This is a genomic window from Actinoplanes derwentensis, assembly GCF_900104725.1.
Lineage (GTDB): Bacteria > Actinomycetota > Actinomycetes > Mycobacteriales > Micromonosporaceae > Actinoplanes > Actinoplanes derwentensis.
On sequence record NZ_LT629758.1, the window covers coordinates 256,692 to 270,895 of the forward strand.

Here is a 14,204-nt window from a genome sequence, read left to right on the forward strand (position 1 = left end):
CCGGGAGAAGGGGATATGAGCGCGGGCTCACCGCATCTGATCGGGTGGTCCGGTGACGCGGTGGCGGATTCCGTGCTGGCCGTCATCGACGCGGACACCGCGGTCATCGAGTTGTCGGTGTGGGGTGGCTGGGATCGTACGCTCTCCGCGCAGGCCCGGACGGTGCTGGACAAGTGCCTCGCCGAACATCCCGCCGGGCTGATCATCGACCTGCACCGGCTCCGGGATCCGCAAGCGGTCAGTGCTCCACTCTGGCTGACCGCGTGCGCGCAGGGTGCGGCCCTGGAGCCGCCGATCGCGGTGGCGGTCTGCCTGCCGGCGAGGGAAGCTCTGGCCCGGCGGCTGCGGCGGCTGGGGGCGCGGGACTGGCTGGTGCTCTACGCGACGGTGCCGCAGGCTCGGGCGGCGCTGACCGGGCCGCATCCGCTGCCGGACCGGCTGCACCTGGCACTGCCGCCGGACCCGGGTGCGGCGGTGCAGGCCCGGTCGCTGGTGACCGAGGCGTGTGCCGGCTGGGGCCTGGACCATCTGGGGGAGCGCTCCCGGCTGATCATCTCCGAGTTGGTGGTGAACGCGGCCGAGCACGCGGGTACCGACATCGAAGTGGTGGTGTCCGTCCGCGGAGGCAGCGCCGTGGCCGCTCTTCATCTCGCCGTCTACGACGGTGACCCGGTGCTGCCGAGAATGCGTGACCCGGTGACGGGCCCGCTCGGTCCGTCCCTGACCGATCGAGGCCTGGGCCTGCGGATCGTCGGGGCGGCGGCGTCGGCGTGGGGCGCCCTTCCGGCCCGTTCCGGGAAGCTGGTGTGGGCCATCGTCCGGGCCCGCCCGGCGGAACCGCTGTGACGACGAGCGGAACGTTGTCCCGTGCCGAGGGTCATGCGGAGCGGGTGCGGGACGTCGGTCCGTTCGGAGGGCCATGCGGAGCGGGAACGGGACGTGGGCCCAGACGAAGGGGCCGACCGGGACGCGGGGACGTGGTTCCGGTCGGGGATGTCGATGTGCGGGTGAGTGGGACGCCGGCCCGGTTGGTGGTCCGGGCCGGAGCGGAGGAGCCGATGGTGAACGCGAGCGGGACCAGGATCGACGGGGAACGGGCGGGCGACCGCCTGCTGATCACGCTGCGCGGGAGCCTCGACGCGATGTCGGTGGAGGCGTTGCAGACCCAGCTCTACGACATGACCCGGGTGTATGACCTGATCGGCCTGTCCGTGCCGGTCCGGCAGATCCACATCGATGTGGCCGGGGTCGACTTCTGCGACGCGGCCGGCCTGCGGATGCTGGTGGCGGCACACCGGGTGGCGGAATCCCGGCAGGCCACCTGTCATCTGCTGGCGCCACAGCCGCATCTGCGCTGGCTGCTGAGGGCCACCCGGGCAGCCGATCTGTTCGACGGCCTTTGAGGGAAGCGGCCTCCTGGTGGAAGCGGCCTCTGAAATATGGTGGCGTGGCGTGTGGTGGGTCCGGGTGTGAGTTGCACCCGGACCCGGCGCACAGGAAGGCTGACCGCGGTGGTGGGCCGGGGCGCCGGCTATTTGTCGTAGTAGAAGTCCATCGCCTCGCCGTAGCCGGACGGCTTCTTGATGCCCTGGCTGCGGCCGTGGTTGCTGAGCTTCGTGGTCATCTTCAGCGTCTTCTTGTCGTCCAGGATGTCGACGTTGATGGCGGTCACCCAGCCGGCGGCGTTCGTGGTCGCGGTGAACTGGGCGCTGCCGCCGAGCCACACCGAGATGGCCGGGGTGCCGACCGGCAGGAAGCCCTCGTTGAACTTGTCGCCTTCGATGTCGAGGCGACCGGCGAACGAGTTGGCGCCGGTGCTGCGGACCGTGTCGACGGACTGGGTGAAGCGGGTGAGACCGGTCGGGTCGGTCATGTCGTAGTAGTAGAGCGAAGTCTTCTTGACCCGTTTCAGATTGAGCCGGACCCAGGTCTCGCCGTTCTTGGTGCGGGAGAACAGGTCGGTGCCGACGACGATGCGCTGGCCCTGCTCGGTCTTCTTGCCGCCGCCGCTGAGTTTCTGGGTGACGCTGATCTTCTTGGCTTTCGGGTCGTACGAGCCCGAGCCGGTGACCTTCTGGCTGTCGACGGCGTCACCGCTGACCGCGAACCGGTAGCCGGTGGCCCGCGTCTTCTCCAGCGCGGCCACGAACTGCTGCTTCGCGTCGGGGCCGGACGGCGACGGCGCGGCGGAGGCAACCGCGGCGGGCGAGGAGCCCGACCCGGACCCGGACCCCGGCGCGGGCAGCGGCGGCAGCAACGGTGTCGTGCAGCCGCCGGCCAGCAGAACGACGGATATGGCGAGCAGAACAGGACGGTACGGCTTCATGGCTTCTCCCCGTGGATCGACGCATCGACGATCCTAGAGGGGGACGCAAGCCGGGTTCACGCAGGCCAGGGCCGTGCTGAGGTGTCGAACAGCCGCTGATCGCTCTGGATCGGGACCACACACAGCAGGTGACCGCCGGGTGCACGCAGCGTCTTGTGCCCGCCGTGGTCGGCGACGACCGCCGCGCCGAGCCCGAGTAGCCGGGCGGTCTCGGCTTCGACGTCGTCGGTCTCGATGTCGAGGTGGTAGCGGGGCGCGTCATCGACCGACTGCACGTCCACGGCCAGGCCCGGGAAGGCTTCGTGGAGGGCGATGAACTCCTCCTCGCCGGGGACCGGCTGGGCGGTGGTGCCGAACGCTCCGGCCCAGAACGTCGCCGCGGCGGGCGTGTCGGCGGCCGGAGTGTCGATGAAGAGCCCGAACAGGCGGCTGCGATGCATGATCGAGACCTTACGCGTAGAGAGCGTTCAATTGCGACTGGTAACGTTCCTCGGCCGCTCGCCGGCGCAGCTTCATCGAGGGGGTCAGCAGTCCACTCTCGACATCGAAGTGTTCATCGACGATCACGTACTTCTTGATCGTCTCCCACGGGTTGAGGCCGGTGTTCAGCTCCTTCACGCAGCGGGCGATCTCGGCCTCCACCTCGGGCGTCCGGGTCACCGTTTCGTCCAGGTCGATCAGCGCGGAGACGAACTTGCGCCGGTCGCCGTGCACCAGGACCTGGCCGACGGCGGGGCAGAGCGCCTTGAGTTTCGCCTCGATCGCCGACGGGGCCACGTACTTCCCGGTCGAGGTCTTGATCAGGTCCTTCTTGCGATCGGTGATCTTCAGAGAGCCGCGTGCGGTGATCTCGCCGATGTCGCCGGTCGGCAGCCAGCCGTCGACCAGGATCGACTCCAGGCCGTGGTAGCCGCTCATCATGCCGGGCCCGCGCAGCAGAACCTCACCGTCGTCGGCGATCCGCACGTCGGTGCCGGGCAACGGGCGGCCGACCGTGCCGTACTCCGGAGCGTCCGGCCGGTTGAAGACGGTGGTGGCGCAGGACTCGGTCAGCCCGTACCCCTCTGCGATCGGCAGGCCCAGCGCGCCGAACCAGGCCGCGATGCCCGGATCGAGGGCGCTGGCGCCGGAGATGAAGTAGCGCATCCGGCCACCGAACCGGGCCCGCACCTTCGCCAGCAGCACGTCGGCGAGCGGGTTGGTGTGCCCGGCCTTGACCGCGAGCGCGAACAGCCGCCCCTTCAGACCCCCGCCGACCTGGGCGTGCACGCCGGCGTACACCTTCTCGAAGATCCGCGGCACGGCCGGCATGATGGTCGGGCGCACCTCGGCGAGCCGGTCCACGATCCGCGTGGTGTCACCGTCCACCGCGAACTCGAAACCGATCGAGATCTGACAGGACAGCAGCGCCTTGCCGAACGCGTGCGACAACGGCAGCCACAGGTAGCCGACGTCGTCCGGCCGCACGATCCCCATCGCCTCGATGGCCAGTCCCTGATAGACCCAGGCACTGTGGTTGATCCGGACGCCTTTCGGCAGCCCGGTAGTGCCGGACGTGTAGATCAGCGTGGCCAGGTGGTCCGGCCCGACCGCCGCGGTGGTCCGGTCCACCAGCTCCGGATCCTCGTCCAGGGCGGCCCGGCCGCGAGCACGCAGCTCGTCCAGTTCGGTGAAGAGGAACACCTGCTCCACATAGGGGGCCACCTTGTCGCGCTGAGCGGCGTCCTCGGCGAACGCGAACCGGCTGCCCGAGTCGGTGAGGATGTGCTCGACCTCCGCCGGCGCCGACGACGGGTAGACCGTGGTGGTCGCCCCGCCGGCGCACATCACGCCGAAGTCCGCCTCGATCCAGGTGACGCTGGTGGCGGCGGCGATCGCCACCCGCTGTTCGGGGCGCAGGCCGTGCGCGATCAGGCCGGCCGCGATCTCCCGGACCGCTGCCGCGGCCTCACCCCAGGTGTGCGCGATCCACTCGCTGCCGGTCCCGGGGCTGCGATAGGCGACAGCGGCGGGGGTACGGGTGGCGCGCCCCAGGAACATGGCACCGAACGAGGCGGGGGTGTCCTTGCTCAGTTCGGCCAGCAGCCGCTGCTCGTGTTCGGGAGCGGCGCAGGAGAGGGCGGGGGCGGTGCTGGATGTCATATGGCCTCCTATGGCGGGGCTTCGCTCACCCGTACCGGCAAATCGCCGTTGTCGTTGATCTTGCCCGAAGCCCGCACCGGGCGTCAGGGCCGCGTGGCGACGCTCACGAGCCATGTTCCGGTGAATTTCTAGGGTCACCGGGCAACCTGGAGTGCCCGGCGAGGGCAGGATGGGAAACGTGGCAGACGACCTGAACCTGGCCCTGGAAGCCGCTCTCGCGGGTTCCGCCGTCGCACTGCGGCACTTCGCGGCCCTCGCGGAGCTGCCCCGGGAGCTCAAGAAGGACGGCTCGGTGGTGACCGCCGCCGACCGCGCCGTCGAGGACCGGATCCGCGAGGTGCTCACCGAGGCCCGCCCCGGCGACGCCATCCTCGGTGAGGAGCACGGCGAGACCCTCGGCACCGAGGGCCGCCGCTGGATCATCGACCCGATCGACGGCACCCACCTGTTCGTCGAGGGTGACGACCGCTGGCTGGTTCTGATCGCACTGGAGGACCACGGCGAGATCACCGTCGGGGTGGCGGCGGTTCCGGCGCAGGGCCGCATCTGGTGGGCGGTGCGCGGCGGAGGAGCCTTCGAAGCGGTCGTACGGGGTACCGAGATCGTGGACGAGCAGCGCATCCACGTCGCGGACGGCCCCACTCCGGCGCTCGCCGACACCCGGCTCGGGGTGGTGCCGCACTGGGGCCGGGAACCCTTCACCGCCCTCTTCGAGGCCGCCGACGAGCGGGAATGGCCGCTGCAGCCGGCCCTGCTGGTGGCCCGCGGCGACCTGGACCTGTCGTTGCAGACCGGCGGCCAGATCTGGGACTTCGCCGCCACCTCGCTGATCGTCACCGAGGCCGGCGGCTACTACCGGGGGCTGGACGGCCGGACCGTGCCCGGCCCGGGCGCGGCGCTGTCCGGCCGCGACGCCGACGTGGTCGCCGCGGCCTTCGGAGCCCTGGCCTAAGGGGCGTGCAGGGTGATCGTGGTCCACGCGCCGACGTGGACCTGGTCACCGTCTTTCAAGGTGCGGGACCGGCCTGCGCCCAGCGGCTGGTCCTCGTCGTTGATCCAGGTGCCGTTCGACGAGCCGACGTCGGAGACCAGCCACGCGCCGTCGATGCTCAGCGTCAGCAGCGCGTGGCTGTGCGACACGCCCGGGTCGGAGGGTTCGGCGGCCAGGTCGATCTCCGGGTCGGTGCCCTTCGACGTGCTCTTGCGCCCGATCCGCACCTGCGGCGGCACCAGCGTGACGATCTGCGGCAGGGTGCCCGCCGGGAAGACGACACCCTCGATGTCGTTGAGCGCGAAGAACTCCTGATCCGGCACCACCGTCGCGGTCCACGGCCCGGCCGGGGCCGCGACCGGCGTGGGCGCGTCGATCTGCGGGACCCGGCCGGTGTTGTGGTCGAACCCGCAGTCCTCACAGAACCGGAACGGCCCGCTGCGGGGATAACCGCAGTTCGGGCACTTCTCCTTCGGCGGGGCGGTGACCAGCGAGGGCGGCGCCTGGATGAGGATGGTGGCCGGGGCCGAACCCTCGATCCGGGTGCCGCAGGTGTCGCAGAAGTCGGGCTCGCCGGAGGCGTGACCCTTCGGGCAGGGGTACGTGCTCACTGCCCCCGCCCCACGCGCACGGTCTTGGTCGACCGGGTGTCCAGGGCCATCTCGTCCTCGACGGCCACCTTGCGGCGCAGCCGGACCGTACCGGTCACCGGGTCCTCGATGTCCACCACCTTGGCCAGCAACTCCTCGGTGGCCTTGTTGCCGCTGGCGTGCGCGAGCTGCGCGGCCCGGCCGAACTTGATGGTCGCGGTCCGGTCGTCTCCGGCTTCCCGCGCGGCGATGCCCTCCTGGATCGCGTCGGCCAGCTCGGCCTGCCCGGTGTAGTGGGCGACCTGCCGGTTGATCCGGGTGGACAGCGCGGTGTCGTCGGTCCACACCGCCCGGATCAGGCCACGGGCGTGCTCGGTGTCGCCCTCCATCACGTGCACCCGGGCGGCGAGCATCTCGTCACCGGCGCCACCGGCCGGCACGTCGACGCAGATGTGGTAGTCGCGGCTCTCCTGGCCCCACGAGCCGAGCGGGTAACGGCCGGCCCGCGGCCCGTCCTCGGCGCGCTTGCCGGTCAGGTCGGCGACCACCGGTTCCACCTGCTTGACGAACCGGACCGTGGCGTTCACCGGCGTCCACACCTTGAGCTGCACATCGGCGCTGGTCTTGCCCATCGCCGCGGTGATCATCTGCTGGAACGAGGCGGTCAGCTCGGCCGGTTTGGCGACGATGTCGACCGTACCCAGCATCTTGTCGGCGATCTTGCGCAGTTCGGCGACCTTCCAGCTGGCGCCGACCCCCCGGCAGTCGCAGACGAACGACTCCTTGATCTGTTCGAGGACCGTCTCCAGGTAACCCTGCCGCTCGCCGTTGTCGCCGTCGGTCAGCAGGATGGCGTGTTTGATATCGCCCGGCCGCTGCGCGAACAGCTGACCGGCCAGCAGCAGCCAGGCGCCCATCGCTGTGCCGCCGTTGGCCTGCAGCCGGTCGATCGCGTGTTCGGCCTGCGCCCGGGTCTGCGGCGAGGAGACCGCCAGTTCACCCGGACCGGGGAAGAGCTGCTGGGCGGTACTGACCCCGGCGATGATCGCGAAGTGGACACCGTCGTCGATGCACTCGACGGCGGCTTTCGCGGCCTGCCGGGCAGCGGCGATCCGGCCCTCGGCCTGCATCGATCCGGACGCGTCGACAATGATGATCTCGGTCGCGCCACCGGTCCGGCGGCCGCCCTCGCCACCGGTCGACGTCACCGTCACGATCGCGTTGACTTCACGGGCGCCCAGGGCGAGGTATTCGTTCTGGAAGGCCTCGGCGGTGTAACTCACGGTCGGGACTCCTTACGGCAGTTCGGTGGTCTCGGGATCCGGCGTCTTCGGTTCAACCGGCCGCACCGGGATCAGCGCGACCGTGATGTTGTCCCCGCCGCCCGCCGCGTTGGCGTAGGCGACCAGCGCCCGGGTCGCCCCGAGCAGGGAGTTCGCGGTGTCCAGGCAGTCCCGGACGACCGAGCCGAACTCGGCCGCGTCGGGCAGGTAGTTCCACAGACCGTCGCTGCACAGGACCAGATGACCCGGCTCGGCGGCGGTGAACGACCGCACCCGCGGCGCCACCGGCCCGGCGTCGGCGCCCAGCCAGGCGGTGATCGCGTGCGCTTTCGGGTCGTTCATCGCGGTCACCGGGTCGACGCCCAGCGAGATCACGTGGGCGGCCCACGAGTCGTCCTCGGTGAGCTGCTGTGCCGGGCCGTCCGGGCCGAGCCAGTAGATCCGGCTGTCGCCGACCCAGCCGTAGCCCACGTGCGGGCCACGGACCGCGGCGGCGATGATCGTGCAGGCCGGGTTCGCGGCGGCCCGGCGCGGATCGCCGGTGTGCGCCAGCGACGCCACCGCGGCCGCCGCACCGGCGATCGCGTGCGACACCGCACCGGCCAGGCCCAGCGCGCCGAGCGGGCGCTCCAGCCCTTCCAACTCGGCGGTCTGGTCCGGGTTGCCGTCGTCACCGGGCAGCGGCTCGTCCGGGTGGCGGGCACCGGCCAGCAGCTCGCCGGCGGCGCGGACGGCGATGTCCGACGCGGCGTCCGGGTCGAACGAGGCCGAGACCCCGTCACAGACCACCACGTCGGCGGCCTCCACCCCGACGGCCAGCCACATCGCGTCCTCGTTGCGATGGTGGCGGCGGCCGCGGTCGCTCACCGCGGCGCCCGAGGGGCCGCCGTCGGCCTCCAGATGATCACGCGATCGGCCGGCCATCATGCCGCATTCCTCGCAATACCCGTCGTCGCCCACGGAACCGGCCGCCCCACAGCGCGCACAGTCCTTTTTAGCCGCCGGCGGCTCGGGTTCGGAAGTGGGTTCGGAGGTTTCGGCGAGTTTACGCCCGCACGCCTCGCAGAAGGACGCGCCGCCGGCACGCTCCTCGTCGCACGAGGTGCATTCGGTCACGATCATCGGTGCGGGTCCCGCCTCTCTCACGTCCGCGTCCGCGGGCGTACCGCGTTCGCCAGGTCTACCAGGCGGATCTTCTCCGCGCCGTGTGTGGCCCGGGCCATCTCTCGGTATGCCGACTCCAGCGCGAACCGCACGTCACGTTCCGGCGCCTTCTCCGCCGGGGTACCACCGATCACCGTGGCCAGCACCGGTGTGTCGATGGCCGCACCCCCGCCGATGGTCCGCAGGGTCTGTTCCAGCAACTCGGCCCGCAGTGCCGCGAGCTGAGCCGCCTCCACCTCGAGGCGGGCGATCAGCCCGGCCGCGGTGGCGAGCGAGTCCACGTCCACGACCGCCGACTGATGGGCCCGGACCAGGGCCCGGATCGCGCCGATCTGCGAACTCGAGTAGGCCGACGAGGTGCCCGGCACCCGGCTGTACGCCTCGACCGCCCCGGCCCGGTCGCCGCCGGCCAGCCGGCAGCGGGCCAGTCCGGCGGCGGCCGTCGTGTAGGCCGGGTCGGTGCGGCTGACCACGTCGTAGTGGGCGCACGCCGCTGCCGCGTCGCCGGCCAGCTCGGCGGTCATGCCGAGAGCCAGCTGCGGGGCCAGTTCGCCGGGCAGCGCCGACCACACCGCGTCGAACCTCTGCCGAGCCCGCGGGAAGTCACCGGTGGACAGGGCGAGCAGGCCGTCGTACCAGTCGATCCGCCAGTCCGCGGACTCCCGGCCCAGTTCGTCGCGGACCTCGGCCGCCTTCGCCGCGTCACCCTGATCGACGAACGCCCGCAGCCGCCGCAGCAGCACCTCCACCGAATCCTGCGGGGCGCTGGCCAGCTGCGCCAGGACCGTCTTCGGGTCGGCGGCGGTGATCGACGCGAGCAGGCCCGCCGCCGGGTCGCTGAGATCGACGAGCGGTGTCGGCAGGTCCTGCCAGCGGGCCCGGTCGTCGCGCAGGTCGGTGCGCAGCTCCCCGGTGAACCAGCGGGACACCGCCGGATGCGGGGTGCCACTGGCCGCGAGGACCTGCCGCAGTACTCCGAGCATCTGTTCGGCCATCTCGGCCGCGTCACCGAACCGCTCGTCCCGGTCGGTGCGGGTGGCCCGCCGCAGCAGCCGGTAGAAAGACTCGTGCCGGGAGTACGCCTCGAAGTCGCCACGGTCCGGCAGGCTGTCGGCGAACGTGCTCTGGTACCCGCGGAAGTCGGTGGTGAGCACCGCCAGGGTCCGGCCGATGGTGTAGAGGTCGGACTGCGGCGACGGCCCCTGCGCGGCCATCTCCGGCGCCTGGTAGCCGACGGTGCCGTAGATCGCCGCGTCCTCGTCGTCGATGTGCACGACACCGCCGAGGTCGATCAGTTTCATCTGGTCGCCGGACTGGATCACGTTGTCCGGCTTGAAGTCGCAGAAGATCAGCCCACGGTCGTGCAGGTAACCGAACGCGGGCATGATCTCCAGCACGTACGCCAGGGCCTGCTCCACCGGCAGCGGGCTGACCACACCGTTGACCCGGCGCTCCTTGAGCACGTCCTTGAGCGACTTGCCGCCGACGAACTCCATCACGATGTAACCGGCGCCGTCGTGCTCGACGAAGTTGTAGATCTTGACGATGTTCGGGTGCTCGACCTCGGCCAGGAACCGCTGTTCGGCCACCGCCGCCGCCAGAGCGTCCTCGTCACGTGAGTTGAGCAGGCCCTTGAGTACCACCCAGCGGTCCGAGACGTTCTTGTCGGCGGCCAGGTAGATCCAGCCCAGGCCGCCGTGCGCGAGCGCGCCGACCACCTCGTACTGCCCGGCGACCAGGTCACCCTTGGTCAGCTTTGGGGTGAAGTTGAACGCCTCGCCGCAGCTCGGGCAGTACCCCGACGGGCGGGCCTCCCGATCGCCGCGGGCCCGGCCGACCGCGTTGCCGCACTTGGCGCAGTACCGTTTCGACTCCGGCACCTCGGCCACCGCCATCACCGCGGTCGCCGGGTCCGCCTGCCGGATCGGTGCGATGTCCACCAGGCCGCCGCCGAAGCGGCGGGCCGATCCGGTGCGAGAGGTTCCGGTGCGAGAGGACCCCCTGCTGGTACGACTGGACAGAGCACTGCTCCGAGCCGAACCCTTGGTGGCCTTCGTCGCGGTGGCGGCGGGCGCCAGCCCACACGTGTCGCAGTAGCCGTCCTCGATCGCCCCGTCACAGCCCGGCCGGCGGCACTTACCGTCGTCCGCCTTCACTACCGGCTTTACCGCCGGTGTGCTGGGTTCGGCCACCGGCGCCAGTCCGCAGTAGTCGCAGTAGCCGTCCTCGATCGTGCCGGAGCAGTCGTCACGCTGGCAGTTGGTCATCGGGCCTCCCGGGCGGCGATCGTGGCGGAGAGCGCGTCCTGGTACGCGTCGACGGCGGACCGTGCCGCCGGCAGATCACACGGAGCCTGGTGCAGACGGTCACGGGCGGCCTCGGCGAGCGGGCCGAGAACCGGATCCTCACCGAGACCACGGCGCAGAGCCTTGGCCCGGTACGCGTCGAGCCGCCCGCGCAGCTCGTTACGCTCGGTCAACAGGGCGGCGTTGCGCGCCGACGCGTCCCGCAGTGCGGCCAGCCGGTCGGTGGCCTGCCGGCGCCACGCCGACAACCGGGGGCTGATCAGCGCCCAGTGCCCGGCGGCGGCCAGCGCGTCGATCGCGGCCAGCTCCGGACGCGGATCCGTCATGCGTACCGCGATGATCTGGTCGTCGGGGAACCGCCCGGCCGCGGCGTCGCTCGTTTCGCCGGCCGCCCGCTGCGCCGCGTCCAAGTCGGCCAGCAGCACCCGCGCGTCCCGCAGCCGCTGGGCCAGCGACGCCTGCAACTCGGCCGCCGACGTCCGCTCCGCGTCCGCCCGGTCCACCAGGCTCCTGACGTCGGCCAGCCCGGTCAGGTCGGCGCCCAGCGGATCGGACAACAGGACCCGGGTGATGCCGCCGAGCAGCCGGTCGGCCTCGTCGAGCAGGCGGTCCGCCGCACCCGCCCCGGCCTGCCGGGTCAGGTCCCGGACCCGCTGCAGCGTGTCGGCGGCCTCGGCGGCGGCCGGCACCCCCCGGCGCCACGCCTCCCCGGCACCGGACACCACGGCGACCGCGGTCCGGAACGACGACTCCATCGCCGACAACAGCTCGGCCGGTGTGCAGGTGGCGACGACCTGTCCCGCGCCGAGCAGCCCGCGCTGCGCCAGCGGCACCGTCGCGGTGGACAGCGTGATCGACGGGCCGAGCACCTGATGCCGGTAGGCGTCCCGGTCGGCGTCGTTCATCCGCCGCTGCCCGCGCAGCGCCTCGGCCCGGGTGATCACCTCGGTCAGCTGCCGGTGCCCCTGCCAGAGGCGTTCCAGAGCGTCCGAGGCGTCGGCCCAGGCGGTCGCGGTGCGCCCGGTCAGCGTGATCCGGCCCAGCTCCTGACGGTCCGGGTTCTGGTCCAGCTCCACCAGGTTGGTGGCGATGGCGGCGACGGCACTGGTCAGCCGGGCCAGTTCGGTGTCGGCGGTCGTCGTACTCATCGGTACTTCGCCGCCGGTGGCTGCGGGGCCGGCGTGGTCAGCCACTTGTCGTAGATCTTCTGCCAGGTGCCGTCGCTGCGCAGCCGCTCGAACACGGCGTTGACGAACTCGGTGAACTCGGGATGCCCCTTGGCGACCGCCGCCGCGTACGGCTCGGAGGTGAACTTCGGGCCGACCACCTTGGCGTACGGGTCCTGGGTCGCCAGCCCGGCCAGGATCGTGTCGTCGGTGGAGATCGCGTCCACCTCACCCAGCTGGAAGGCGACCAGGCACTCACCGAAGTCGGCGCGCGCCACCGGGACCGGCCCGGTGCTGACCTTCGCGATGTTCTCCAGCGAGGTGGAGCCGGTGGCCGCGCAGACCGGGCGTTTCCCCAGGTCCTCGATCTTCGTCACGGCCGAGTCCTTGCCGACCAGCACCCGCTGGCCCGCCTCGAAGTAGACCGTGGAGAAGTCGACCAGCTCCCAGCGGGCGCAGTTGGTGGTCATCGTGCTGATGGCCAGGTCGACATCGCCGTCGACGACCGCGTTCACCCGGTTCGACCGGGGAACGACCCGGATCTCCAGCTTGTCCGGATCACCGAAGATCGCCTCGGCGATCTCGCGGCCCATGTCGACGTCGAAGCCCTCGATCCGGCCGGTGAACGGGTCCCGCGAGCTGAACAGCAGGGTGTCCTGGGTGGTGCCGAGAACCAGCCGGCCCCGCTTGCGGATCTCCTGCATGTAGCTGCCGGCCGGCATCCGCACCCCCTGGGTGGGCCGGAAGCTGGCGCGGGCGTCACAGGTCTCCGGTGCCTTCGGGGCCGCACTGGTGGCTGCCGCTGACGGATCGGTTCGCGCCGTCGTCTCCTTGATGGGGGAGTCCGTGCACGCGGTCAATCCGGCGAGCAGGAGGGCGGAGCAGACCAGAGCAAGTCGTCTCACCGGTACTCCTCCAGCCGGGCCCGCAGGCCGATCACCGCGAACAGACAGATCACCAGGGCCAGCAACGGCCCCAGCACGGTCAGCGAGCCCAGTCCCCGCCCGGCCGACTCGATCCGGCCGTCGAAGGCCGCGCGCCGGTCCGCCGAGGCTTCGTCCAGGGTCTTCGTGAGCTGGTCGAACGCGTTCGTCGTCTCGTCGCCGACGGCCAGCCGCACCGCACCCTCGTAGTCGCCGCCGTCGTCCAGCGAGCGGATCTTCTCATGCAGGCTCACGTACGTGTCGTGCTGCCCCGTCGCGGTGCCCATCAGGTCACGCACACCGTCGAGTTCCGGGCCGCCGAACGTCACCCGGCCGCGGATCGACGTGAACTCCGCCTCCAGCGCGCCACTGCCGGCCCGGGCGGCCAGGGTGAGTGCCTCGTCGGCCCGCTCGCGCAGCACCAGGATCCGTATCTCGGCCAGCGTGTCGACCGGCGCCGACCCCTCCCGGCCGGCGGCGGTGAGCTGGGACCGCTGGTGCGCGAAGACCACGGCGGCCCCCGCCAGCAGCAGCAGCGTGAGCGCGGACGCGGTCACCAGCGGCAGGTTGAACGTGCGGTGCGTGCTGCGGCTCAGGTGGGTCTGCGTCACGATCAGCGTCACCGCCAGGGCCGCGATCAGCACCCCCAGCAGGGTCAGCCACCAGCTGCTGCGGGAGCTGGTGTAACCCGCCTCGGCCTCGTGCCGGGCCTGCCGGAACAGGACCTCGGCCTGCGGCTGGAGCGTCTCCCGGTTGAGCTTGGAGGCGGTCGACAGGTAGGCGGCACCGACCGGTTTGCCCTGCCGGTTGAGGGCCCGGGCGGTCGCGACCAGCGCGGCGTAGTCGGTGAGGCCGGTCGACACGGCCCGGATCGCCGCGGCGGCCGGCCCGTCGCCGGGCACCCGGCCGGCGGCCGAGGTCAGAGCGGTGGCGGCGTCGGCCAGATCCTTGTCGTACCGGGCGGTGAGCGCCGGGGGCTCCAGGCCGCCGGTGAGGAACGCCAGCGCGGCGGTGGTGTCCGCGTCGGCCAGCGACGAGTGGATCGTCTCGGCCTCGGCCAGCAGCGGCTGGGCCCGGTCCCGCAGATCGGCGGTGCCGGTGCCGGCCGACCATGCGGTGAGACCGGTCACCAGCCCGGCCAAGCAGGCCAGGGCCAGCAGGACGGCCAGCATCAGTTGCAGCCGGCCGGGCGAGGTGTGCCGCAGGCCGGCGAGCCGTCGTAACGCCACCTGAGGTGGCGCCTGTACCGCAGTCACTAGGGTGCCCTCTCGCTCTGGGATCGCACGTCCACTGTGCGTCACTGGCGCAAGCGA

The 14,204-nt window shown here is 71.6% G+C and carries 13 protein-coding genes; 3 read left to right on the top strand and 10 right to left on the bottom strand.

The window, feature by feature from the left end; genetic code table 11:
- Positions 1–15 precede the first annotated feature (15 nt).
- Complete coding sequence (locus tag BLU81_RS01125; protein ID WP_092540777.1) at positions 16–846, top strand: ATP-binding protein; 831 nt, start codon at positions 16–18, stop codon at positions 844–846.
- A 161-nt stretch (positions 847–1,007) separates the two neighbouring features.
- Positions 1,008–1,403, top strand: coding sequence for an STAS domain-containing protein (locus BLU81_RS01130; protein ID WP_231953946.1), 396 nt, complete (start codon positions 1,008–1,010; stop codon positions 1,401–1,403).
- A gap of 128 nt (positions 1,404–1,531) precedes the next feature.
- Here the strand turns inward: BLU81_RS01130 and BLU81_RS01135 are convergent, their stop codons facing one another.
- From BLU81_RS01135 to BLU81_RS01145, 3 genes are read right to left on the bottom strand one after another with little or no spacing between them, the layout of a single operon-like run.
- A complete protein-coding gene (locus tag BLU81_RS01135) occupies positions 1,532–2,326 on the bottom strand; it encodes a hypothetical protein (RefSeq protein WP_092540778.1) in 795 nt (264 codons plus the stop codon).
- A 56-nt stretch (positions 2,327–2,382) separates the two neighbouring features.
- Positions 2,383–2,766: a VOC family protein gene (locus tag BLU81_RS01140; protein WP_092540780.1), complete on the bottom strand. Its 384-nt coding sequence runs from the start codon at positions 2,764–2,766 to the stop codon at positions 2,383–2,385.
- 10 nt (positions 2,767–2,776) lie between these two features.
- A complete protein-coding gene (locus BLU81_RS01145; RefSeq protein ID WP_231953948.1) occupies positions 2,777–4,468 on the bottom strand; it encodes an AMP-dependent synthetase/ligase in 1,692 nt (563 codons plus the stop codon).
- Between the two features lie 178 nt (positions 4,469–4,646).
- Between BLU81_RS01145 and BLU81_RS01150 the strand changes: the two genes are divergently transcribed.
- Positions 4,647–5,420, top strand: coding sequence for an inositol monophosphatase family protein (locus BLU81_RS01150; RefSeq protein ID WP_373873257.1), 774 nt, complete (start codon positions 4,647–4,649; stop codon positions 5,418–5,420).
- Here BLU81_RS01150 and BLU81_RS01155 read toward each other — a convergent pair.
- The 7 genes from BLU81_RS01155 to BLU81_RS01185 all read right to left on the bottom strand — a co-directional run bounded on the left by BLU81_RS01155 (position 5,417) and on the right by BLU81_RS01185 (position 14,147).
- Positions 5,417–6,070: an FHA domain-containing protein gene (locus BLU81_RS01155; RefSeq protein ID WP_092540784.1), complete on the bottom strand. Its 654-nt coding sequence runs from the start codon at positions 6,068–6,070 to the stop codon at positions 5,417–5,419. The genes BLU81_RS01150 and BLU81_RS01155 overlap by 4 nt on opposite strands.
- Positions 6,067–7,332: a vWA domain-containing protein gene (locus tag BLU81_RS01160; RefSeq protein ID WP_092540786.1), complete on the bottom strand. Its 1,266-nt coding sequence runs from the start codon at positions 7,330–7,332 to the stop codon at positions 6,067–6,069. The genes BLU81_RS01155 and BLU81_RS01160 overlap by 4 nt, the downstream gene beginning before the upstream one ends.
- 12 nt (positions 7,333–7,344) lie before the next feature.
- Positions 7,345–8,259, bottom strand: a complete 915-nt coding sequence (locus BLU81_RS01165) for a PP2C family protein-serine/threonine phosphatase (protein WP_231953950.1) — start codon at positions 8,257–8,259, stop codon at positions 7,345–7,347.
- A gap of 215 nt (positions 8,260–8,474) precedes the next feature.
- Complete coding sequence (locus BLU81_RS01170) at positions 8,475–10,763, bottom strand: serine/threonine-protein kinase (protein WP_092540790.1); 2,289 nt, start codon at positions 10,761–10,763, stop codon at positions 8,475–8,477.
- A complete protein-coding gene (locus tag BLU81_RS01175; protein WP_157751075.1) occupies positions 10,760–11,950 on the bottom strand; it encodes a hypothetical protein in 1,191 nt (396 codons plus the stop codon). The genes BLU81_RS01170 and BLU81_RS01175 overlap by 4 nt, the downstream gene beginning before the upstream one ends.
- Positions 11,947–12,873 carry a glutamate ABC transporter substrate-binding protein gene (locus BLU81_RS01180; RefSeq protein WP_231953952.1) on the bottom strand — a complete coding sequence of 309 codons (927 nt, stop codon included), beginning with the start codon at positions 12,871–12,873 and terminating at the stop codon, positions 11,947–11,949. The genes BLU81_RS01175 and BLU81_RS01180 overlap by 4 nt, the downstream gene beginning before the upstream one ends.
- Positions 12,870–14,147, bottom strand: coding sequence for a hypothetical protein (locus tag BLU81_RS01185; RefSeq protein WP_092540794.1), 1,278 nt, complete (start codon positions 14,145–14,147; stop codon positions 12,870–12,872). Before BLU81_RS01185 ends, BLU81_RS01180 begins: the two co-directional genes overlap by 4 nt.
- Positions 14,148–14,204: the final 57 nt, after the last annotated feature.

Excerpts from the sequence above, each read along its gene's own strand:
- BLU81_RS01125 (WP_092540777.1), top strand. The coding sequence starts at position 16 with ATGAGCGCGGGCTCACCGCATCTGATCGGGTGGTCCGGTGACGCGGTG.
- BLU81_RS01135 (WP_092540778.1), bottom strand. The coding sequence starts at position 2,326 with ATGAAGCCGTACCGTCCTGTTCTGCTCGCCATATCCGTCGTTCTGCTG.
- BLU81_RS01140 (WP_092540780.1), bottom strand. The coding sequence starts at position 2,766 with ATGCATCGCAGCCGCCTGTTCGGGCTCTTCATCGACACTCCGGCCGCC.
- BLU81_RS01145 (WP_231953948.1), bottom strand. The coding sequence starts at position 4,468 with ATGACATCCAGCACCGCCCCCGCCCTCTCCTGCGCCGCTCCCGAACAC.
- BLU81_RS01165 (WP_231953950.1), bottom strand. The coding sequence starts at position 8,259 with ATGATGGCCGGCCGATCGCGTGATCATCTGGAGGCCGACGGCGGCCCC.
- BLU81_RS01170 (WP_092540790.1), bottom strand. The coding sequence starts at position 10,763 with ATGACCAACTGCCAGCGTGACGACTGCTCCGGCACGATCGAGGACGGC.
- BLU81_RS01175 (WP_157751075.1), bottom strand. The coding sequence starts at position 11,950 with ATGAGTACGACGACCGCCGACACCGAACTGGCCCGGCTGACCAGTGCC.